The sequence below is a fragment of the Curtobacterium citreum genome, assembly GCF_006715175.1.
GTDB lineage: Bacteria > Actinomycetota > Actinomycetes > Actinomycetales > Microbacteriaceae > Curtobacterium > Curtobacterium citreum.
The window spans coordinates 1982561-2003684 of record NZ_VFMQ01000001.1 but is presented as its reverse complement, the minus strand read 5'-3'; the positions used below and the strand labels follow the sequence as shown (position 1 = coordinate 2003684).

Sequence of the window (21124 nt, the reverse complement as noted above, 5' to 3'; positions counted from 1 at the left end):
TGCGCCTCCAACGACCGGTGTCCGGGTACGGTCCAGCAAGCCTACGCGCGTCCGGTCAGTGCTCGTGACGCGGTTCGCCCTGGGCGTCCTCGGCGGTGGCACCCGCGCGGACGACCGGCTCGCCGGCCTGCTCCCATGCCGTCATCCCGCCGACGAGGTTCACCGCGGGGACACCGGACTGCTCGAGCGCGGCGACGACCCGGGCGGACCGGCCGCCGGAGTGGCAGACGACGATCGCGGGCTGGTCGCCCCCGTCGATCTCCTGCCAGCGGGCGACGAGCTCCGACATGGGCACGAGCGTCGCCTCGGGAGCGTGGACCTCGTCCCACTCCCCCTGCTCGCGGACGTCGAACAGCCGCGCACCGGCGTCGATACGGCGACGGGCCTCGGCGACGTCGACGTCGTGCACCTCGACCGCCATCAGACGGCCTCGGCGGTCGCGTCGACCTCGCGCTGCCGTTTCTCGGCCGCCTGGCGCTTCTTGGCGTCGGCCTGCTTGATCTTCGGCTCGTTCTCGCGCAGGTGGGCGTACATCGGCGACGCGATGAAGATCGTCGAGTACGTGCCCACGATGATGCCGATGAACAGCGCGAGCGAGATGTCCCGCAGCGTGCCGGCGCCGAGCACGTAGGAGCCGATGAACAGGATCGCCGCGACGGGCAGCAGGGCCACGACCGAGGTGTTGATCGACCGGACGAGGGTCTGGTTCACCGCGAGGTTCACCGACTGGACGAAGGTCCGGTGCGACTCCTGGCTCGTGTTCTCACGCACCTTGTCGAACACCACGACGGTGTCGTACAGCGAGTACCCGAGGATCGTCAGGAAGCCGATGACCGCTGCTGGCGTGACCTCGAGCCCGACGATGCCGTACACGCCCGCCGTGATGAGCAGGTCGTGCAGCAGCGCCACCATGGCGGAGACGGACATCTTCCAGGTGCGGAAGTACAGCGCCATGACGACGGCGGCGAGCACGAGGAAGATCACGAGTCCGCGGATCGCCTGGGCGAGCACGTCGGCACCCCACGTCGCACCGATGTACGTCGAGGCGACCTGGTCATCGGAGACGTCGTACGCCTTCGCGAGGGCGTCCTGCACCTGGGTGGTCTCGCGGTCGGTCAGCTGCTCGGTCTGGACGCGGATGCCGTCCTGGCCGACCTGCGAGACGCGCGGGATGCCCTCGGGCACGATCGACTCGACGGTACGCGTCGCGATCGACTGGTCGGTCGAGCCGGCGTTCGAGATCGTGAACTCGGAGCCGCCGGTGAACTCGATGCCGAGCTGGTACCCGCCGCGGAGCCACGGCACGGCGAGGGACACCACGATCGCGATGATCGCGACGAGGTACCACGTCTTGCGTCGGCCGACGATGTCGTACGAGCGCTTGCCCGTGTAGAGGTCGTTGCCGAACTGGCTGAAGCTGGCCATCAGTCGTCCTTCCCGTCCGGCGTCGTGCCGTCCTGCGCGCCGGAGGCCTGCTGGGCCTTCCGCTCCGCGATCGTCTGGCGGCGCTGGGCCTCGCCCGCGCTGCGCTGGCGCTTGCCGTCGACCACGGGAGCGCGGAACTGCGCGCGACCGCGGTAGACCGCGCCGAGGGCGGACGGGTCGAGTCCGCTGAACCGGTGGCCCTCGCCGAAGAACCGGCTGCGGGCGATGAGCTGCATCATCGGGTGCGTGAAGAGCACGACGACGACGACGTCGATGAGCGTGGTGAGGAGCAGCGTGAACGCGAAGCCCTTCACGTCGCTGACCGCGAGGATGTAGAGCACCACGGCGGCGAGGAAGTTGATCGAGTCGGACGCCAGGATCGTGCGGAGCGCCCGCTTCCAACCGGACTCCACCGCGCTCTCGAGTCCGCGGCCGTCCCGGAGCTCGTCACGGATGCGCTCGAAGTAGACGATGAACGAGTCCGCCGTGATGCCGATGGCCACGATCAGGCCCGCGACGCCCGCGAGCGAGAGCCGGTAGTCGACGCGCCACGACATGATCGCGATGACCAGGTAGGTGATCACCGCGGCGACGCCGAGCGACAGGACCGTGACGAACGCCAGCGCGCGGTACTGGATGATCGAGTAGATCACGACGAGGATCAGACCGATCAGACCGGCGACGAGGCCGCCGACGAGCTGCGCGGTGCCGAGCGTCGCCGAGATGTTCTCGTTCGACTGCACCTGGAAGTTGATCGGCAGCGCGCCGTACTTCAGCTGGTCCGCCAGGGTCTTCGAGGTCTCCGCGGTGAAGTTGCCGGTGATCTGCGCCTTGCCGTTGGTGATCGCCGCGTTCGACGCCGGCGCGGTGATGACCGTGCCGTCGAGGACGATGGCGAACTGGTTCTGCGGCGGCTGGAGCTTGACCAGGCGGCTGGTGACCTCGCGGAAGTCGTCCGACGCCTTGCCCTTGAAGGTCAGGTTGACGGCCCACTGACCGGTCGTCGCGCCCTGCGAGTCGGTCGCGAGTCCGGAGGTCGCGTTGCTGATGCCGGAGCCGGAGACCTCGACCGGGCCGAGGATGTACTTCGCGGCGCCGTCCTGGTCGCAGGTGACGAGGGGCTGGTCGTCGGGCGCCGTCGTGACGTCGTCCGGGGCCTTGCAGTTGTAGTTCGTGTACAGGTCCTGCAGCGCGGGCGTGACCTGCGAGAGGTCGCTGCCGTTCGTCGCCTTCGCGGACGGCGTGGCCTCGAGCGACGCTGGCGGGGTGTACGGCGTCGGCGACGCGGAGGAGCCGTTCGCACCCCCGACCGAAGTGCTCGTCGCGGCCTCGGTGTAGAGCACCGGGCGGAAGGTGAGCTTGGCCGCGGCCTCGATGCGGTCGATGGTCGCCTTGTCGGGCTTGCCCGGGATGGACACGACGATGTTGTTCGTGCCCTGCGTGTTGATCTGCGACTCGGAGACACCCGTGGCGTTGATGCGCTGGCGGATGATGTTGACCGCCTGGTTGAGCTGCTGGGACGTCACCGAGCCGCCCTGCGTGTTCTGCGCCGCGAGCGTCAGCTGCGTGCCGCCCTGCAGGTCGAGCGCCAGTTCCGGCACCCAGCTCGCGCCGGCGAACCACTTGCCGGTGTCGTCCTTGGTGTTCGCTGCCAGCACCGATGCGGCGGTGTTCAGGCCCGCGAGTGCGGCCATGATGATCACCAACCAGGTGAGCGAGCGCAACGCCTTCTTGACGGGTGTCGATCGTGCCACCGGTCGTCTCGTCTTTCTGTTCAGGACCGACGGCGACGCCGGCGGCAGGAGTGAGGCCACCGGGTCACGAGGACCCGGTGGCCCGGGGGTGTCAGTCTTCGGTCTTGCGCTTCGCCGCGTCGGACTCGGTCGGCTCGACGCGCTGCCCGAACTCCGGCTCGTCGCGACGGTCGTCCTTGCCGAGGTCCAGGACCGGAGCCGCGGCTGCGTCGTCCGTGGTCACGGTCTCGTCGACGTCGGAGGCGTTGTCGTCGACCACGCGGGAGAGCGTCTGACGGTGGACCGTCACGACGGTGCCCGGGGCGATCTCGACGTCGGCGGTGACCTTCTCGTCGTCGACGGAGAGCAGCGTGCCGTAGAGGCCGAAGGAGAGCATGACGCGGGCGCCCGGCTGCATCTTCGTCTGCAGCTCGGCCTGCTGCTTCTTGCGCTTCCGGCTGCTGTAGAACATGAAGGCGGCGAACGCGACGATGATGACGATGAGGAAGATGGATTGATCCATGATGGCGTTGCCTTCTCTGGTTGCTCGGCTTCGGGCCGTAGCAGTCTAGGGCACGGGTCTGCACCCGTCCGGTCGCGCGGGGTGCTGCACCCGGCGCACGACTCAGGATGCAGAATACCGCATGCCGCTATTCGTCGTCGAACAGGTCCGGCTGCATCCCGGTGGCGGCGCCCGGCGTCAGGCCGAAGTGGCGCCAGGCCTGCGGGGTGGCGATCCGACCGCGCGGCGTCCGCGTGACGAGGCCGACCCGCACGAGGAACGGCTCCACGACGGACTCGATGGTCTCGGACTCCTCGCCGACGGACACCGCGAGGGTGTTCAGGCCGACCGGACCCCCGTCGAAGCGCGTGAGCATCGTCTCGACGACTGCGCGGTCGAGGCGGTCGAGACCGAGTTCGTCGACGTCGTACAGGTCGAGCGCCCCCTGGACGGCCGTCATGCCGTCGGCGGTGCCGTGCACGAGCGCGTAGTCCCGGACCCGGCGGAGCAGACGGTTCGCGATGCGTGGGGTCCCTCGGGAGCGCCCGGCGATCTCGCGGAGCGCCGAGCGGTCGATGCGCAGGTCGAGCAGGTGGGCGGCGCGGATCAGGACCTGTTCGAGCTCGTCCTTCTCGTAGAACTCGAGGTGTGCCGTGAAGCCGAAGCGGTCGCGCAGGGGGTTCGGGAGGAGGCCCGCGCGGGTGGTCGCTCCGACGAGCGTGAACGGCGCGAGGTCGAGCGGGATGCTCGTCGCGCCAGCACCCTTGCCGACCATGACGTCGATGCGGAAGTCCTCCATCGCGAGGTAGAGCATCTCCTCTGCGGAGCGCGCCATGCGGTGGATCTCGTCGATGAAGAGGACCTCGCCCGGGACGAGCGACGAGAGCACCGCCGCGAGGTCACCGGCGTGCTGGATCGCCGGCCCGCTCGACATCCGCAGCGGACGGCCGGACTCGTGCGCGACGATCATCGCGAGCGTCGTCTTGCCGAGACCGGGCGGCCCGGCCATCAGGATGTGGTCCGGCGTGCGTTCCTGCATCGCGGCGGCCTTGAGCAGCAGGTCGAGCTGCCCGCGGACCTTGCGCTGGCCGACGAACTCGTCCAGGGACTTCGGGCGGAGCGCGCCCTCGAACGCCAGTTCTTCCTGCGACTCGGCGCCGGCGGAGGTGATGCCGCTCACCGTCCGGCCCCCGCGGGACGGAGGGTCCCGAGCGCGGCGCGGAGGAGCGACTGCGTGCCCATGGCGGCGGCGCCCGGGTCGGTGGCGACGACCGAGTCGACGGCGGACTGCGCGGCGTCCTCGCGCCACCCGAGGCCGACGAGCGCCGAGACGACGTCGATCGCGGCGGGGTGTCCCCCGGCGGCACCCGCGACCGTGGCGCCGGCGGGTGCCTGCTCGAAGGCGAGGAGCTTGCCGGAGAGCGCGACCGTGATGAGCTTGGCGGTCTTCGGGCCGATGCCGGAGACCTTGCGGAAGACGGCGTCGTCCTCGGCGGCCACGGCGTTCGCGACCTGGGCAGGGTCGAGGTGTGCGAGCACCCCCATCGCGGACTTCGGGCCGACGCCCGACACGCTGCGCAGGAAGTCGAAGACCTGCAGCGCCTCGGCCGACTCGAAGCCGAACAGCTGGTGCTCGTCCTCGCGCACGATCATCCGCGTGCGCAGGAACACCTCGGACCCGTGGCGCATCGTCAGCGCGTGCGCCGGGGTGACGGTCACGGCGTACCCGACTCCCCCGACCTCGACCACCACGGCCGATCCGGCGATGTCGATGCAGGTTCCCCGGAGGCTCGCGATCATGCTCCGAGCCTAGGGCTGCCCACCGACGGAGCCGGCCCGCCGCGCGGCACCGCCCCGGCCGCGAGCGAACGGTGCGCCACCGCCCGGACGCGCCGCGGCGGCCGCGCGGGCGAGCGGGGAGTCCGCGGTGCCGGCCTGCGCGTCCCGCCAGGCGCGCTGTGCCGGGGTGAGCGTCGCCGGACCGGGGCCGACCCGGTCGGGTGATCCGAGCCTCCAGGCATGGCACACGGCCAGCGCGAGCGCGTCCGCGGCGTCCGCCGGCTTCGGGGCCTCGTCGAGTCCGAGCACCCGAGCGATCATGGTCTGCACCTGCCGCTTGTCGGCGTTGCCGTAGCCGGTGACGGCGGCCTTGACCTCGGACGGCGTGTGCAGTCCGACGGGCAGACCGCGCGCCGCCGCGGCGTGCAGCGCGAGTCCGGCGGCCTGGGCCGTGCCCATCACCGTCCGGACGTTCGCCTGCGCGAAGACGCGCTCGACGGCGACGGCGTCCGGACGGTGCTCGTCGATCTCGGCGGCGATGCCGTCCGCGATGCGGAGTAGGCGCTGTTCGAGCGCCATGTCGGCCGGCGTGCGCACGACGGTGACGTGCACGAGCCGGGCACGCCGGTTCGGTGCGACCTCGACCACGCCGACGCCGCACCGGGTGAGCCCGGGGTCGACCCCGAGCACCCGGAGCATCGGACTAGTCCTCGTCCTCGTCGAGCTCGGCCTGGACGTCCGCGGGGATGTCGAAGTTCGCGTAGACGTTCTGCACGTCGTCCGAGTCCTCGAGCGCGTCGATCAGCTTGAAGACCTTGCGCGCGGTGTCCGCGTCGACCGGGACCTTGACGCCGGGGACGAACTCGGCGTCGGCGGAGTCGTAGTCGATGCCGGCGTCCTGCAGCGCGGTGCGCGCAGCGACGAGGTCGGTCGCCTCGGTGATGACCTCGAAGCCACCGCCCTGGTCGATGACGTCCTCGACGCCCGCGTCGAGCACGGCCGTCATGACGGTGTCCTCGTCGAGGCCGTCGACCTTCGTCACCGAGATGACGCCCTTGCGGGAGAAGTTGTAGGCGACGCTGCCCGGGTCGGCCATGGTGCCGCCGTTGCGGGACATCGCCGTCCGGACCTCGGCCGCGGCGCGGTTCTTGTTGTCGGTGAGGCACTCGACGAGCATCGCGACGCCGTTCGGGCCGTAGCCCTCGTACATGATCGTCGTGTACTCGATCGACTCACCGGTCAGACCGGCGCCGCGCTTGATGGCGCGGTCGATGTTGTCGTTCGGCACCGAGGTCTTCTTGGCCTTCTGGACCGCGTCGACCAGGGTCGGGTTGCCCGACAGGTCGGCCCCGCCCATCTTGGCCGCGACCTCGATGTTCTTGATGAGCTTGGCGAACGACTTCGCGCGGCGCTGGTCGATGACCGCCTTCTTGTGCTTGGTCGTTGCCCACTTGGAATGCCCGGACACGGTGCTCCTTGGTCTCGCTGAAGATCCGGACCAGTCTACCGGCCGGGAGGATCGGATCGCCGCCGCCCCGCGGGTCGCGTCCCAGCCCGGTCGCGCCCGGCACCCGGGTCGGGCTTCAGCCGGAGCGGACCATCGCCAGGAAGCGGCGGTGGAAGCGGTCCTCGCCGGCGACCTCGGGGTGGAACGCACTCGCGAGCACGTTGCCCTGCTGCACGGCGACGACCTGCCCGTCGGCGAGGGCGCCGAGGACCTGGACGCCGGCCCCGTGCCGCTCCACCACGGGCGCACGGATGAACACCGCGTGCACCGGGGCGTCGCCGAGCGCCGGCATCGGGATGTCGGTCTCGAAGGAGTCGTTCTGGCTGCCGAAGGCGTTGCGACGCACCGTGGTGTCGAGCACGTCGAGGGTCTGCTGCCCGGGGATCCCCGCGGCGATGCGCGACGAGAGCATGATCATGCCCGCGCAGGTGCCGTACGTCGGGAGCCCGCCGCGGATCGCCGCGGACAGGGGCTCGGCCACGCCGAAGGCCCGGGAGAGCTTGTCCATGACGCTCGACTCGCCGCCCGGGATCACGACACCGTCGAGGGCGTCGATCTCTTCCGGGCGGCGGAGCGGCACGACGTCGGCGCCGAGCTCCGTCAGCGAGGCGATGTGCTCGCGGAAGTCACCCTGCAGCGCGAGGACCCCGATGCGGGGCCGGGCGCTCACCAGCCGCGCTCGGCGAGACGGTGCGGAGCGGGGACGTCGGCGACGTTGATGCCGACCATGGCCTCGCCGAGCCCGCGGGACACCTCGGCGATGACCTTGGGGTCGTCGTGGAAGGTGACGGCCCTGACGATCGCGGCGGCACGCTTCGCGGGGTCGCCGGACTTGAAGATGCCGGACCCGACGAACACGCCGTCGGCACCGAGCTGCATCATCATCGCGGCGTCGGCCGGGGTGGCGACACCACCGGCGGTGAAGAGCACGACCGGGAGCTTGCCGGTCTGCGCGACCTCCTTGACGACGTCGAACGGCGCCTGGAGCTCCTTCGCGGCGACGTAGAGCTCGTCCTCCTTGAGGTACCGCAGCGCCGCGATCTCCTTCGAGATGGTGCGGATGTGCTTCGTCGCCTCGGAGACGTCACCGGTGCCGGCCTCGCCCTTGGAGCGGATCATCGCGGCACCCTCGGTGATGCGACGGAGCGCCTCGCCCAGGTTGGTGGCACCGCAGACGAACGGCGTGGTGAAGTTCCACTTGTCGATGTGGTTGACGTAGTCGGCGGGCGACAGGACCTCGGACTCGTCGATGTAGTCGACGCCGAGCTCCTGGAGCACCTGGGCCTCGACGAAGTGGCCGATGCGGGCCTTCGCCATGACGGGGATCGACACCGCGGCGATGATCTCCTCGATCATCGACGGGTCGGACATGCGGGCGACGCCGCCCTGCGCGCGGATGTCGGCGGGGACGCGCTCGAGGGCCATGACGGCGGTCGCGCCGGCTTCCTCCGCGATGCGGGCCTGCTCGGCGTCGACGACGTCCATGATCACGCCGCCCTTGAGCATCTCGGCGAGACCGCGCTTGACGCGGTCGGAGCCGGTGATCGAGGTGCCGTTGGTGCCCGAGGTGCTGGTGCTGTCGCTCATGATGCCCTCCACTCTAGTGCGCCGTCGGCCAGCCTTCCGCGACGAGTCGGCGGGTGTCCCCCAGCAGCTGGGACATCGACTTCGTCCGGGCGATGATCGGGAAGAAGTTCGAGTCCGAGGCCCACCGCGGGACGACGTGCTGGTGCAGGTGCCCGGCCACCCCGGCGCCGGCGATCTCGCCCTGGTTCATGCCGATGTTGAAGCCGTCGCAGTGCGACACGGCACGCAGCACGCGCATCGCCGTCTGGGTCAGCTCCGCCATCTCGCGGGTCTCGTCCGGCGTCGCCTCGTCGTAGAGCGGGACGTGCCGGTACGGGCAGACGAGCAGGTGGCCGTTGTTGTACGGGAACAGGTTGAGCAGGACGTAGGCGTGCTCGCCGCGGGCGACGATGAGGGCGTCCTCGTCGGACTTCTGCGGTGCCTCGCAGAACGGGCAGTCGTCCTCGTGCCCGCGGCCCTTCCCCTCTCGACCGGCGTCGATGTACGCCATCCGGTGCGGGTTCCAGAGCCGCTGGAAGGCGTCCGGGACGGCCGCGCCGGTCGCGGCGTCCCGGATGACCAGCGGGTCGGGACCGACCACGTCGTCGACGTGACCGGTCCCGGGGACCGACGGCGTGCCTCCCGGCTGCTCGGCGACCATCAGACCTGCGTGCGGTCGCGGATCGCGGTGAGGATGCGCTCGACCGCCTCGTCCACGGGCACGCCGTTGTCCTGGCGGCCGTCGCGGAAGCGGAAGCTCACGGCACCGGCGTCGCGGTCGTCGCCGCCGGCGATGAGCTGGAACGGCACCTTCGCCTTGGTGTGCGTGCGGATCTTCTTCTGCATGCGGTCGTCCGAGTGGTCGACCTCGGCGCGGACACCGTGCGAACGGAGCTTCGCGACGACCTCGTCGAGGTAGTCGCCGTACTCGGCGGCGACCGGGATCGCGACGACCTGGACCGGGGACAGCCACGCCGGGAACGCACCCGCGTAGTGCTCGGTGAGGACGCCGAAGAAGCGCTCGATCGAGCCGAACAGGGCGCGGTGGATCATCACCGGGCGCTGCCGCGAGCCGTCCGGCGCCGTGTACTCGAGGCCGAAGCGCTCCGGCAGGTTGAAGTCGAGCTGCACGGTCGACATCTGCCACGTGCGGCCGATGGCGTCACGCGCCTGCACCGAGATCTTCGGGCCGTAGAACGCCGCGCCCGCCGGGTCCGGGACGAGCTCGAGCCCGGACTCCTCGGCGACCTCGCGCAGGGTGTCCGTCGCGACCTCCCACACGTCGTCGTCGCCGACGTACTTCTCCGGGTCCTTCGTGGAGAGCTCGAGGTAGAAGTCGTCGAGGCCGTAGTCGCGCAGGAGCGAGAGGACGAACTGGAGCGTCGTGGTGAGCTCCTCCTTCATCTTCTCCTGCGTGGTGAAGATGTGGGCGTCGTCCTGGGTCATGCCGCGGACGCGCGTGAGGCCGTGGATGACGCCGGACTTCTCGTTGCGGTAGACCGTGCCGAACTCGAACATCCGCAGGGGCAGGTCGCGGTAGGAGCGGGCCTGCGAGCGGTACGCCAGGATGTGCATCGGGCAGTTCATCGGCTTGAGGTAGTAGTCCGCCCCCTGCCGCGTGACGTTGCCGTCCTCGTCGGTCGCCTGGTCCATGTGCATGGCCGGGAACATGCCGTCCTTGTACCAGCCGAGGTGGCCCGACTGCTCGAACAGGTCGCCCTTGGTGATGTGCGGCGTGTAGACGAAGGAGTAGCCCTCTTGTTCGTGTCGGCGGCGCGAGTAGTCCTCCATCTCGCGGCGGATGATGCCGCCCTTCGGGTGGAAGATCGCCAGGCCCGAGCCGATCTCGTCGGGGAACGAGAACAGGTCGAGCTCGGCACCGAGCTTGCGGTGGTCGCGCTTCGCTGCCTCTTCGAGCCGGAGCTGGTACGCCTTGAGCTGCTCCTTGTCCGGCCACGCCGTGCCGTAGACGCGCTGCAGCTGCGGGTTCTTCTCGGAACCGCGCCAGTAGGCCGCCGCCACGCGCATGAGCTTCGACGCGTTGCCGATCCAGCGGGTGTGCGGGACGTGCGGGCCGCGGCACAGGTCCTGCCAGACGACCTCGCCCGACTTCGGGTCGACGTTCTCGTAGACGGTGAGCTCGCCGGCGCCGACCTCGACGCTCTCGCCGGAGTCGCCGTCGGCCGCGGCGCCCTTGAGGCCGATGAGCTCCTGCTTGTAGGGCTCCCCCGCCATGCGCTCACGGGCCTCGTCGTCGGTGACCACGACGCGCCGGAAGCGCTGGGCCTGGCGGACGATCCGGTCCATGCCCTTCTCGATCGCCTTGAGGTCCTCGGGCGTGAACGGCTCGGCGACGTCGAAGTCGTAGTAGTAGCCGTCGGTGACGGGCGGGCCGATGCCGAGCTTGGCGTCCGGGTTGATCTGCTGGACCGCCTGTGCGAGCACGTGCGCGGCGGAGTGTCGGAGGATGTCGAGGCCGTCCTGCTCCTGCAGCGTCACCGCCTCGACGGTCTCGCCGTCCTGCACGGCCGCGTCGAGGTCCTTCAGGACACCGCCGACGCGGATGGCGACGACGCCACGCTCGCCGTCGAAGAGCTCGGTGCCCGTCGTGGCCGTCGTCGCGGTGCGGGGCTCGGGTGCCTGGGGCAGGTCTGCGGGCTCGGGTGCGACTGCGTCGGTCACGATCGTGGTGCTCCTCGGTTGGTTCTGGGGTGGGTCAAGACTAGTGCGCGGTCACGCCGGTTCAGGCGGGCACGCGCCCGAGCGTCGTGACGGGCAGGCGCGGCTCGAGGCGCTCGCGCCCGGCCAGGCCGTCGAGCTCGAGGAGCGACGCGAAGCCGATCGCCTCGTAGCCCGCGCGCTCGAGCAGCGTGACGGTGGCTGCCGCCGTCCCGCCGGTCGCGAGGACGTCGTCGACGACGAGCACCCGGGTCCCCTGCGGCAGCTGGCCCGGGCGGAGCTCGAGCTCGGCCTCGCCGTACTCCAGCGCGTACTGCTCGCTGAGGACCTCGCCGGGGAGCTTCCCCGCCTTGCGGACGGTCAGCACGCCGACCTGGTGCTGCGCGGCGATCCCCCCGGCGAGGGCGAACCCGCGGGCCTCGATGCCGGCGACCGCCTGGAACCCCGCGCCCACGGCGAACGGCGCGGCGAGGGCCTCGCAGACGCGGCCGAACGCGACGGGGTCGGAGAACACCGGGGTCACGTCGCGGAACAGGATGCCGGGCTTCGGGAAGTCCGGCACGATCGCGGTGAGACGTTCGACGAGGGCAGCAGCGGTTTCGGTCACCGCACAACGGTAGTCGACCGCGTGGGCGGACCACGCCGAGGGCGGTCCCTGCCCCTCGTTCTGGTGCTCGACGCGCGGGCCGGTGAGGGGTTCCCATTGGACGAGGACCGGTCGACCGGGTGCACGGGGCGCCCTCCTGGTCGGGAGGAACCGTGCACCACCGCGTCAGCACCCTGGCCACCGCCGCCTTCACGGCGGCGATCGTGGTCGTCGGCCTGTCGGTCGCGCCGAGCAGTGCGACGGCTGCCACACGGACGGCCCGCGCGCCGATCGCGGCGGGCACCATCAGGACGGCACCCGCGAGTGCGGTGTTCGCCGGCGGACTGACCGTGCAGCCGGACAACCAACCCGCCGCCGCGGCCGCGGCACTCGCCGCCCAGGGCAGGACCGCCGACGCGGCGGCCGCTCGGACGATCGCCGCGCAGCCCATCGCCACCTGGCTGGGCGACTGGCTCCGCGGCGACCAGCTGGACCGCGTCGTGGCCCGCAACCTCGCCGCGGCCGAGAAGAGCGGGACGACCCCGGTGTTCGTGACCTACGCGATCCCGAACCGGGACTGCGGTGGGTACTCGGCCGGCGGACTCAGCGCAGCGGAGTACCCCGTGTGGAACCAGCGGATCGCGACGATGCTCCGCGGCCACCGCGCCGTCGTCCTCGTCGAACCGGACTCGCTGTCCCACCTGACCTCGTGCGTGTCCGAGAGCGCGACCCGTCCCGCACTGGTGGCCTCGGCGGTCCGTGCGTTCGCCGACGCCGGGGTCCCCGCCTACCTGGACGGCGGGAACGAGGACTGGAACCCGCCGGCCGTGCAGGCGGCGCTGCTGCAGCGCGCGGGCATCGACCGAGCACGGGGTTTCTACACGAACGTGGCGAACTTCTACGGTGTCGAAGGGGAGCGCGCCTACGCCGACCGTCTCAGCGCACTGGTCGGCGGCGCGCGCTACGTGATCGACGTGTCACGGAACGGCCGCGGGTGGCGCGGCACGTGGTGCAACCCGACGGGCGCCGGACTCGGGCAGTCGCCGCGGGTCACCGCCGGGACCACGCGGCTGGACGCCCTGCTGTGGGTGAAGACCCCCGGCGCCAGCGACGGGACCTGCAACGGCGGACCGGCGGCTGGGACGTGGTTCCCGGCGTACGCGGTCGCCCTCGTGGCGAACCGGAAGCGGTAGCGCGGACGGCTCGACGCGCGTCGAACCGACGAAGCGACGTCGAGCCAGGCGGGATGCCTGGTTCGACGTCGCGTTCGTGGTTCGGAGCGACGGCAGCCGGCGGCCGGCGGCCGTGACCGCGGGGCTCAGCGCCACATGCGCATGACGGCGCCGTGCACGAGCAGGTCCACCTCGCGCTGGCGCCGCTCGCGGTCGAGCCGCAGCCGGGTGGCGTGGTCGGCGGCGTACCGCACGTGGTGGGTGCGCCGGCTCCAGATGATCAGGGACATGCCGACCCGGAGGGCGATGCGGTCGGCGAGGGAGACCCGGCGCCGGGGCGCACGGGTACTGGGAGGGCGGACGTCGAGGTCGTTCGACACGGTGGTGCCTTTCTGGCAGGAGGGCAGGACGGAACAACCCGCAGGAGCGGGCAGGAATGCAGTGCCGGAGCGCGCCGGAAATGCACGCGACGACATTCCGCGCGGCGACCGAGAATGTCGGCACGCGGCACTGGAAGATCGTGGGGACGTCGTCCGCTCAGCCCACGGGACGCGCCGCGCGCGTCCGGTCAGGACCGGATCTGCGACGGGCGGTCGCGCCCCGGACAGGACCCGCGGAGCGCGCCCGCAAGGCGGGCTCGCAGGGCGGAACCGACGAGCGCGTCAGCCGCGTGGATCAGCAGCGTTGCGCCGAGCTCCTCGGGCGCAGCTGATTGAGCGCAGCCTCCTCGGCACGGCCGGGTGGGCTGGAGGGGACGTCCCGCGTCAGCGGTGACGGATCGGGGAGCCGCCGATCCCACGGACTCCACGGAACGGGTTCATCGCGGTGATCATCATCTTGTCGGCCCCCTTTCATCGTCGTTCAGCCGGTGGTGCTCGTGAACACTATCCATCCCGGGAATGCGAGCGCAACCCTTTTCTCGAAGAAATCCGGAAGAAGTTCCAGATCGCATTCCGCACACGACGACGGCCCGGTACCGAAGCGGTACCGGGCCGTCGTGTGGCGAGGGTCAGACCAGGGCGGTGTCCACGACACCGACCACGAGCGCGCCGTCGACCACGTCCACGCGGACGGTGTCGCCCTCGTGCACGGACTCGTCCACGACCAGGGTCGCGATGCGGTCGTCCACCTCGCGCTGGATGAGCCGACGGAGCGGACGGGCGCCGTACTCCGGCTCGGCACCGTGCTCGGCGAGCCAGGCGGCCGCGGCGTCGGACACCGACAGGGTCATCCCCTGGGCGAGCAGCCGCAGGGAGGTGTCCCGCAGCAGCAGGTCGACGATCGACCGGAGCTGGTCCTGCTCGAGCTTGCGGAACAGCACGATGTCGTCGATGCGGTTGATGAACTCCGGACGCACGGCCTCGCGCAGCCGCCCCATCACGCGGCGCCGCAGGTCGTCCTCGTCGAAACCGCCGTCCCCCGCGGCCGAGAAGCCGAGCGCACCGGACCTCGAGGCGAGGAACTCCGAGCCGATGTTCGACGTCATGACGACGACCGTGTTCCGGAAGTCGACGGTGCGTCCCTGTCCGTCGGTCAGGCGCCCGTCGTCGAGCACCTGCAGGAGCAGGTTGAACACGTCCGGGTGCGCCTTCTCGACCTCGTCGAGCAGGATCACCGAGTACGGGTTGCGCCGCACGCGCTCGGTGAGCTGCCCGGCCTCGCCGTAGCCGACGTACCCGGGAGGCGCACCGACGAGCCGCGAGACCGTGTGGCGCTCGCCGAACTCGCTCATGTCGAACCGGAGCATCGCCGACTCGTCGCCGAAGAGCGACCCGGCGAGGGCCTTCGCGAGCTCGGTCTTGCCGACACCTGTCGGGCCGAGGAACAGGAAGCTCCCGACCGGCCGCCGCGGGTCGCCCATGCCCGTCCGGCTCCGCCGGACGGCCGTCGCGACGGCGCGCACCGCGTCGTCCTGGCCGACGACCCGCTCGTGCAGCTCGTCCTCCAGGCCGGCCAGTCGGCTCCGGTCACCCTGCGTGAGGCGGGTCGCGGGGATCCCGGTGGCCCGGGACACCACCGCGGCGACGTCGGCCTCCGTGATCGTACGGTCACCCGGTGCCGGACGGGAGGCGCGGCTGCCGTCGTCCTGCGAGGCGGCGGTGATCTGGGCCTCCAGTCCGTCGATCTCGTCGCGCAGGCGCGACGCCTCCTCGTAGCGTTCCTCGGCGACCGCGGCGTCCTTCGCCGTGGCGAGGGACGCGACCTGCTCCCGCAGGGCGGCCACGTCGACGTCGCCCGAGCGGGCCAGCCGACGGCGGGCGCCGGCCTGGTCGATGAGGTCGATCGCCTTGTCGGGCAGGTGCCGGTCGGTGACGTACCGGTGCGAGAGCTCGACGGCGGCGCGGAGGGCCTGGTCGGTGTACTCGACGTCGTGGTGCTCGGCGTAGCGGGACGCCAGGCCGGTCAGGATCGCGACCGCGTCCTCGACGCTCGGCTCCCCCACGGTGACGGGCTGGAACCGGCGCTCGAGGGCGGCGTCCTGCTCGATGCGGCGGTACTCGGCGAGCGTCGTCGCACCGACGAGGTGCAGCTCGCCGCGGGCCAGGCGCGGCTTGAGGATGTTGCCGGCGTCCATCGAGCCGCCCTCGCCGCCACCGCCGGCGCCGACGACGGTGTGCAGCTCGTCGACGAAGACGATGAGTTCGTCGGCGTGCGCCGTGATCTCGTCCATCGCGTTCGTCAGGCGCTCCTCGAAGTCGCCCCGGTAGCGCGTGCCGGCGAGCATGCCGGCGAGGTCGAGGGCGACGACCCGCTTGCCCTGGAGCAGCACGGGGACGTCGCCGTCGGCGATGCGCTGTGCGAGCCCCTCGACGACGGCGGTCTTGCCGACGCCGGGCTCACCGATCAGGACGGGGTTGTTCTTGGTGCGGCGGAGCAGGATCTCGACGGTCTGCTCGATCTCCTCGGCGCGCCCGATCACCGGGTCGAGGCCGCCCTGTCGGGCGCGCTCGGTGAGGTCGGTGCCGAACTGGTCGAGCGTCGGGGTGTCCGACTGCTGCTGGTCGGTGTCGGTGGTGCCGGGCACCGGACGCCCCTCTCGAGCCGCCGCGGCGGCCTGCTGTGCGTACGACTGCATGACCTGCGGGGTCACGCCGGCGCTCGCCAGGAGCTGACCGGTGACGGTCTCCTGGTCCATGACGAGCGCGAAGAAGACGTGCTCGGGGTCGGTGTAGGTGCTGCCGAACCCGCGCGCCGCCTGGGTGGCCTCGACGAGGATGCGCTGCGCGCTCGGGGTGAGGGCGGGGCGGTCGTCGACGGGCGCGTCCGAAGGTGCGGGCAGGCGCTGCTCGACCTCGTTCGTCAGCTGCTCCGGGTCGACGCCAGCGGAGCGGACGACCGCGTCGAAGGGTTCGGTGGCGACGAGCTCGTGCAGCAGGTGCAGCGCGTCGAGCTCACGCTGTCCCTGGGACACGGCGTACGCGGCGGTGCGCTGGAGCAGCTCGTGGGTGCGACGGCTGAGCAGTCGCGTGATGTCGACCGGGCGTCCGAGCGGGACGGACCGCCGGGCGCCGGTCTCCTGGGCCGCGAGGAGTCGTGCGAGGAACTCGTCGAACGAGTCACTGCCGCTGGTCGGGCCGAACGTCTCTGGCAACGGGACCTCCTGGGAACTTGAGTGCCTTCGACTCAATGCAACGCAGGAGGAGCGGGCTCATTCCCGTTCGTCGGAGAAAGTTGCGGCGACCCGACTCAGGTCCGCGCGATCGCCGCGGTCCGGGCGTCCGTGGCGGTGATCAGGTCCGTGGGCGCGAGCTCGATGTCGAACCCGCGGCGGCCGCCGGAGACGAAGATGCTCGCGTACGTCAGGGCCGACTCGTCGACGACCGTCCGCAGCCGGGCCTTCTGGCCGACCGGGCTGATCCCACCGACGACGTACCCCGTGCGCTTCTCGGCGAGGGCCGGCAGCGCCAGCGAGGCCTTCTTGCCGCCGAGGGCCGCGGCGATCGCCTTGAGGTCGAGCCGGTTCGCGACCGGGACGACCGCGACCGCGAGCTGGCCGTCGACCGAGACCACCAGGGTCTTGAAGACCTGCTCCTCGCGCAGCCCGAGCGCCGCCGCTGCTTCTTCGCCGAAGTTCGTCGCCGTCTCGTGGTGCTCGTAGACGTGCGGGGTGTACGGGATCCCCGCCCGCTCGAGGGCGAGGGTCGCTGGGGTGCTCGGCGATCCTGCGGTCATGGCGTCGATCCTGCCCGTCCGCTCCTGCCGGTCGGCTGCGGCGCGCGGGCGTTACGCTGAACGGGTGATCACGCTCGTCGAGGGACTGCTGCGCATCGTCGCGGCGCTCGTCCTCGGCGACCCCGCGGTCGGACCGGCCCCGCTGCTCGCGGTGGCCGCCCTCGGGCTGACGGCCGTCGCGATCGGTGTCGTCGTCGTGCACCTGCTCGCGGTCGTCCTCGGCACCGCACGGCTCCCCCGCCCGGGTCCGGCCGCTGCCGAGGCCGCGGAGCTCGTGACGCGGATCGCGTGGAGCCACCCCGACGCCGACGGACACGTCCGCGGTCGGGCACCGGGAGCACCCGTCCCGGCCTGATCCCGGACGGTGACGACCACCGACGGTGACCGGGCCGCATGCACCCGTGCCCCTCCCACCGATCGGAACCCCGTGGACACCACCACCCTGCCCGTCGTCGGCCCGCTGCTGCACGGCGGCGCCGACCTGCTCACCGCGCTCACCGGCGCCCTCACCCCCGTCGGCGGCGGGTTCGCCGCCGCCCTGGCCGTCGTCGCGCTCACGCTCGCCGTCCGCGTCGCGCTCGTACCCCTGTCCGTGCTGCAGGTCCGGGCCGAACGGGACCGCCGCCGACTCGCCCCACAGCTCGCGGCCCTGCGGCGACGGTACGGATCCGACCGCGAGCGCCTGCAGCGTGCGGCCCAGGAGCTGTACACGTCCGAACGGGTCTCGCCGCTCGCCGGGTGCCTGCCGGTGCTCGCGCAGGCACCGGTGCTGTCGCTCGTGTACACACTGTTCACGCACGCCACGATCGACGGCGCCGTCAACGTGCTGCTCGACGCCACACTCGTCGGGATCCCGCTCGGGCACTCGCTGCTCGTCGTCCTCGCCGGGCCGCTCTGGACGCACGCGTGGGTCGTCCTCGTCCTGCTCGCCGTCCTGACCGTCGTGGTTGAGGCGTCCCGTCGCGCAGCCCTGCGCTGGAACCCGGTCACGCAGGACGGCACCGCACCGGCCGCCACGGTCCGCGTGGGGACGGCCGTCGCCCGGTGGGCACCGTTCGTCTCCGTGGTGTTCGCCGCGGTCGCTCCGCTCGCCGCGACGCTGTACGTCGTGACGAGCGCGGTCTGGACGCTCGGCGAACGCGCCGTGCTGCGCCGGGTGCTGCGCTAGCCGCCCTGCCCCTCCTGCTGCGGGCCCTGGTCGACGGGGTCGTACTCGGACCCGCGGCCCTGCTCCTCGTCGGCCGTCGGGACGTGGCGCTCGGTTCCGCTGCCGCCGGGGCTCGTCGCGACGTAGTCGGCCTCGCCGGACTGGGTGTCGTGCGACAGCGCCTCGAGGGTCTCCGGGTCCGCGTCGTGCCGGACGGCGTCGTGGCGCTCGGTCCCTGGTCGTTCGTCGTCGTGCTCGTGGTGGTCGGTCATGCGTCCCGTCTACCCGTCGCCGACTGGACAGTGGCCGCCCCGTCCGGACGCGCCGGGCGCTCCGGTGGGAACATGGCGGTCGTCCGGTGCGTCCGGACCGGGAGCGCACATGGCCGACGACGACGTCGCGACGGAACGGGCGCGGCTCGAGGCACTCGCGTGGGGTGCCGAGACGCCGCCGGACGAGGCTGCGCGGGCGCGGCTCGCCCTGCAGGCCCTGGCGAGCAGCACCGCGGACCACGGACGGGAGGCACGCCCCGCGCCCGCCCCGCCGGCCGCCCCTGACAGCCGGTCACCCCGCGCGGCCGGCCCCGGCGCGGTGCCCGACCGCGCGGCCGCACCGGTCGCCGCCGTGGCAACAGTCGCGCCGGAGGCGGCCACGGACCGAGCGGAGGCGCGGGACGGCGGTGGGGCGGACCTCCAGGCCGGTGCGCCGCAGACGGTCCGCAGCCGCCTCGCCGGGCTGCTGTGGACGGCCAGGCCGCGCGTCTGGATCGCGGTCGGCGCAGCGGCGACCATCGCGGTCGCGTTCGCCGCCGGCACGCTCGTCGGCACCGCGCGCGACCAGCCGGCCGTCGGCCCGAGCACCACGCCGACGCCGGGGACGGTCACGCTCGAGGAGCTGCTCGACATGCCGCAGACGTACGCGGACCAGCTGCCTGGCCCCGTCGAGGCGCCGGTGAGCCTGCGGACGACGCGACTGGTGTTCACGAACCGGGCGCTCGACGGGAGCGCCTTCGAGACGCCGTGGAACGTCTGGGCCGGCATCGGGACGGACCGCTCGACCATCTGCCTGGTCGCGACGGCGAACCGGCTCGAGTCGACGACCGCGTGCTACCCGCGCGAGGAGGCACTGCACGGGTCGGTGTCCCTGTCCGCGCAGTCGATGAGCGGGACGCTGACGCTGACGTTGCGTGGCGGCGGCGTGCAGGGCACGGTGACGAACGAGAACTGATCCCGGCCGATCGGGAATGCCCGCACGGGCACTGCGTTGGAGCGCTCCTAGGAGTTTCTCGGCGAACCCCCTCGCGCGATCCGGATGCACCGTGCAACACTGGATGAGCGCACTCGCCGTGGAGTCGTCCACAACACCCCGGGTCGTCCGACCCGGTCCACACCACAGCGAGCGCGCATCGCGCACCACCGTCACGACGGTCGGTCCGACGCGTGCTCCGCCGTTCCCCGGAGGAGGTCAGCAGCGTGTCCACGAACACCACCACCTCGGCCGTGTCGACGAACACGAGGCCGATCACCGTCACCACGCAGTCCGTCGTCGGCATCGCCGTGCTCGGGCTCGCCACGTTCTTCGCGATCACGACCGAGCTCATGCCGGTCGGTCTGCTCGGCACCATGAGCCGCGACCTCGGGGTCAGCGAGTCCACCATGGGCATCGTCGTCACCGTCTACGCCGCGGCCGTCGCCCTGCTCGCGCTCCCGCTGACGTCGTTCACCGCGCGGCTCCCCCGCAAGACCGTCCTCGTCGCGACGCTCGTCGGGTACGCGGTGTCGAACGTCCTCGTCGCCACGGCGCCGTCGTTCGCGGTCGTCTGCGCGGGCCGGGTCGTCGGCGGCGTCGCGCACGCGCTGTTCTTCTCGGTCGCGTCGGCCTACGCCACGCGCATCGTGCCGCCGCGGCTCGCCGGCCGGGCGATCGCGTTCGTCTACTCGGGCAGCTCGCTGGGCTTCGTCCTCGGCGTCCCGATCGCGACGTGGGTCGCGCAGACCATCGGGTGGCGTCCGGCCGTCGGCGCCGTCGCCCTGGCCGCCGCGGCGCTCGCCGTCGTCGCCGCCACGTTCCTGCCGGCAGTCCGCGGTAGCTCGTCGCCGCACATCGGTTCGCCGCGTGCCTGGGCCCGGACCGGGCTGCTCTCCGTCGTCGTCGCCGACCTGCTGCTGTTCGCCGGTCACTACGTCGTCTACACGTACATCGGCCCGTACGCGGTCGACGCCGGGCTCGACGCCGGCATGGTCAGCGGCGCGCTCCTCGTGCTCGGCGGCACCGGGGTCGTCGGCCTCTGGCTCGCCGGGATGTTCGTCGACCGGGCACCCCGCCAGACGCTGCTCGCAGCGATCGCCGTGATGGCCGCCGCGTTCGCCACGATGCCGTTCGTGCACGGCTCGCTCGTCGGCACGATGGTGGTCGCCGGGATCTGGATGGCGGCCAACGGCACCACCGGCACGCTGTTCATGGCGGCGGCGATCCGCACCGGCGGAGTCTCCCCCGACATCGCGGGCGCGCTCGTCAACGGGGCGTCGAACATCGGCATCGCGGGCGGCGCGGCGATCGGCGGGCAGGCACTCGGGATCGTCGGGCTGCAGTGGCTGCCGTTCGCGGGTGCGGTCGTGCTCGTCGGCTCCCTCGGGGTCGTCGTCGCTGCTCGCCGCGGGTTCCCCGTGCACACGCACGCGCAGGAGCACCTGTCGACGTCGTCGATCGAGGCGATCACGTCCTCGCTCGCGGTCGTCACCACGTCGGTGCCGGTCGTGAGCCGGGCGGTCCAGACGCTCACCGGGTCGGTCGCCGTCGCGACGGGCTCGGTGCCCACGCGCCGGCGGCGCTGAGGGGCGCGGGGCGGGTGCCGA

The 21124-nt window shown here is 71.9% G+C and carries 22 protein-coding genes; 5 read left to right on the top strand and 17 right to left on the bottom strand.

From position 1 onward, the window contains the following. Nucleotides 1-55 precede the first annotated feature (55 nt). From FB462_RS09485 to FB462_RS09425, 13 genes are all read right to left on the bottom strand, one after another. Nucleotides 56-421: a rhodanese-like domain-containing protein gene (locus tag FB462_RS09485; RefSeq protein WP_114851181.1), complete on the bottom strand. Its 366-nt coding sequence runs from the start codon at nucleotides 419-421 to the stop codon at nucleotides 56-58. Then, the gene (gene secF, locus FB462_RS09480; RefSeq protein WP_141861553.1) at nucleotides 421-1425 is read right to left on the bottom strand and encodes a protein translocase subunit SecF; all 1005 of its coding nucleotides are present in this window, start codon (nucleotides 1423-1425) and stop codon (nucleotides 421-423) included. Before secF ends, FB462_RS09485 begins: the two co-directional genes overlap by 1 nt. After that, nucleotides 1425-3179 (bottom strand): protein translocase subunit SecD, encoded by a 1755-nt coding sequence (secD, locus tag FB462_RS09475; RefSeq protein WP_141861552.1) that lies wholly within the window; start codon nucleotides 3177-3179, stop codon nucleotides 1425-1427. The genes secF and secD overlap by 1 nt, the downstream gene beginning before the upstream one ends. 91 nt (nucleotides 3180-3270) lie before the next feature. Beyond that, entirely contained in the window at nucleotides 3271-3681 is a 411-nt protein-coding gene (locus FB462_RS09470; protein WP_058743035.1) for a preprotein translocase subunit YajC, read from the bottom strand. 127 nt (nucleotides 3682-3808) lie between these two features. Further along, nucleotides 3809-4840 (bottom strand): Holliday junction branch migration DNA helicase RuvB, encoded by a 1032-nt coding sequence (gene ruvB / locus FB462_RS09465; protein ID WP_058743034.1) that lies wholly within the window; start codon nucleotides 4838-4840, stop codon nucleotides 3809-3811. Further along, nucleotides 4837-5460: a Holliday junction branch migration protein RuvA gene (ruvA, locus tag FB462_RS09460; protein ID WP_058743033.1), complete on the bottom strand. Its 624-nt coding sequence runs from the start codon at nucleotides 5458-5460 to the stop codon at nucleotides 4837-4839. The genes ruvB and ruvA overlap by 4 nt, the downstream gene beginning before the upstream one ends. A 9-nt stretch (nucleotides 5461-5469) precedes the next feature. After that, a complete protein-coding gene (gene ruvC, locus FB462_RS09455) occupies nucleotides 5470-6138 on the bottom strand; it encodes a crossover junction endodeoxyribonuclease RuvC (protein ID WP_083520117.1) in 669 nt (222 codons plus the stop codon). A 4-nt stretch (nucleotides 6139-6142) separates the two neighbouring features. Further along, the gene (locus tag FB462_RS09450; protein WP_058743032.1) at nucleotides 6143-6907 is read right to left on the bottom strand and encodes a YebC/PmpR family DNA-binding transcriptional regulator; all 765 of its coding nucleotides are present in this window, start codon (nucleotides 6905-6907) and stop codon (nucleotides 6143-6145) included. A gap of 115 nt (nucleotides 6908-7022) precedes the next feature. Continuing rightward, nucleotides 7023-7616 (bottom strand): pyridoxal 5'-phosphate synthase glutaminase subunit PdxT, encoded by a 594-nt coding sequence (gene pdxT, locus FB462_RS09445; RefSeq protein ID WP_141861550.1) that lies wholly within the window; start codon nucleotides 7614-7616, stop codon nucleotides 7023-7025. Then, the gene (gene pdxS / locus FB462_RS09440; protein WP_141861548.1) at nucleotides 7613-8533 is read right to left on the bottom strand and encodes a pyridoxal 5'-phosphate synthase lyase subunit PdxS; all 921 of its coding nucleotides are present in this window, start codon (nucleotides 8531-8533) and stop codon (nucleotides 7613-7615) included. The genes pdxT and pdxS overlap by 4 nt, the downstream gene beginning before the upstream one ends. A gap of 13 nt (nucleotides 8534-8546) precedes the next feature. Beyond that, nucleotides 8547-9173, bottom strand: coding sequence for an HIT family protein (locus FB462_RS09435; protein WP_114851173.1), 627 nt, complete (start codon nucleotides 9171-9173; stop codon nucleotides 8547-8549). After that, on the bottom strand, nucleotides 9173-11161 hold the full coding sequence (gene thrS / locus FB462_RS09430; protein ID WP_141863314.1) for a threonine--tRNA ligase: 1989 nt from the start codon (nucleotides 11159-11161) through the stop codon (nucleotides 9173-9175). The genes FB462_RS09435 and thrS overlap by 1 nt, the downstream gene beginning before the upstream one ends. Nucleotides 11162-11255: 94 nt before the next feature. Next, the gene (locus tag FB462_RS09425; protein ID WP_058743030.1) at nucleotides 11256-11798 is read right to left on the bottom strand and encodes an adenine phosphoribosyltransferase; all 543 of its coding nucleotides are present in this window, start codon (nucleotides 11796-11798) and stop codon (nucleotides 11256-11258) included. 152 nt (nucleotides 11799-11950) lie between these two features. Between FB462_RS09425 and FB462_RS09420 the strand changes: the two genes are divergently transcribed. Next, on the top strand, nucleotides 11951-12970 hold the full coding sequence (locus FB462_RS09420; protein WP_141861546.1) for a glycoside hydrolase family 6 protein: 1020 nt from the start codon (nucleotides 11951-11953) through the stop codon (nucleotides 12968-12970). Between the two features lie 125 nt (nucleotides 12971-13095). Here FB462_RS09420 and FB462_RS09415 read toward each other — a convergent pair whose 3' ends face one another. The 3 genes from FB462_RS09415 to ybaK form a co-directional block, all read right to left on the bottom strand. Continuing rightward, nucleotides 13096-13329 carry a hypothetical protein gene (locus tag FB462_RS09415; RefSeq protein WP_141861544.1) on the bottom strand — a complete coding sequence of 78 codons (234 nt, stop codon included), beginning with the start codon at nucleotides 13327-13329 and terminating at the stop codon, nucleotides 13096-13098. 629 nt (nucleotides 13330-13958) lie between these two features. Beyond that, nucleotides 13959-16541, bottom strand: a complete 2583-nt coding sequence (locus FB462_RS09410) for an ATP-dependent Clp protease ATP-binding subunit (RefSeq protein WP_141861542.1) — start codon at nucleotides 16539-16541, stop codon at nucleotides 13959-13961. A gap of 95 nt (nucleotides 16542-16636) precedes the next feature. Further along, nucleotides 16637-17122, bottom strand: coding sequence for a Cys-tRNA(Pro) deacylase (gene ybaK, locus FB462_RS09405; RefSeq protein WP_058743027.1), 486 nt, complete (start codon nucleotides 17120-17122; stop codon nucleotides 16637-16639). 64 nt (nucleotides 17123-17186) lie between these two features. Here ybaK and FB462_RS09400 point away from each other — a divergent pair, with 64 nt between their 5' ends. Both FB462_RS09400 and FB462_RS09395 read left to right on the top strand, forming a co-directional pair. Beyond that, nucleotides 17187-17477 (top strand): hypothetical protein, encoded by a 291-nt coding sequence (locus FB462_RS09400; RefSeq protein WP_058743026.1) that lies wholly within the window; start codon nucleotides 17187-17189, stop codon nucleotides 17475-17477. 72 nt (nucleotides 17478-17549) lie between these two features. Further along, nucleotides 17550-18290, top strand: coding sequence for a YidC/Oxa1 family membrane protein insertase (locus FB462_RS09395; RefSeq protein ID WP_141861540.1), 741 nt, complete (start codon nucleotides 17550-17552; stop codon nucleotides 18288-18290). Here the strand turns inward: FB462_RS09395 and FB462_RS09390 are convergent. Next, nucleotides 18287-18541, bottom strand: coding sequence for a hypothetical protein (locus tag FB462_RS09390; RefSeq protein ID WP_141861538.1), 255 nt, complete (start codon nucleotides 18539-18541; stop codon nucleotides 18287-18289). The genes FB462_RS09395 and FB462_RS09390 overlap by 4 nt on opposite strands. Before the next feature lie 109 nt (nucleotides 18542-18650). On the opposite strand from FB462_RS09390, the gene FB462_RS09385 reads away from it, so the two are divergent. After that, on the top strand, nucleotides 18651-19496 hold the full coding sequence (locus tag FB462_RS09385; RefSeq protein WP_141861536.1) for a hypothetical protein: 846 nt from the start codon (nucleotides 18651-18653) through the stop codon (nucleotides 19494-19496). Between the two features lie 245 nt (nucleotides 19497-19741). Further along, complete coding sequence (locus FB462_RS09380) at nucleotides 19742-21103, top strand: MFS transporter (protein ID WP_141861534.1); 1362 nt, start codon at nucleotides 19742-19744, stop codon at nucleotides 21101-21103. Nucleotides 21104-21124 lie beyond the last annotated feature (21 nt).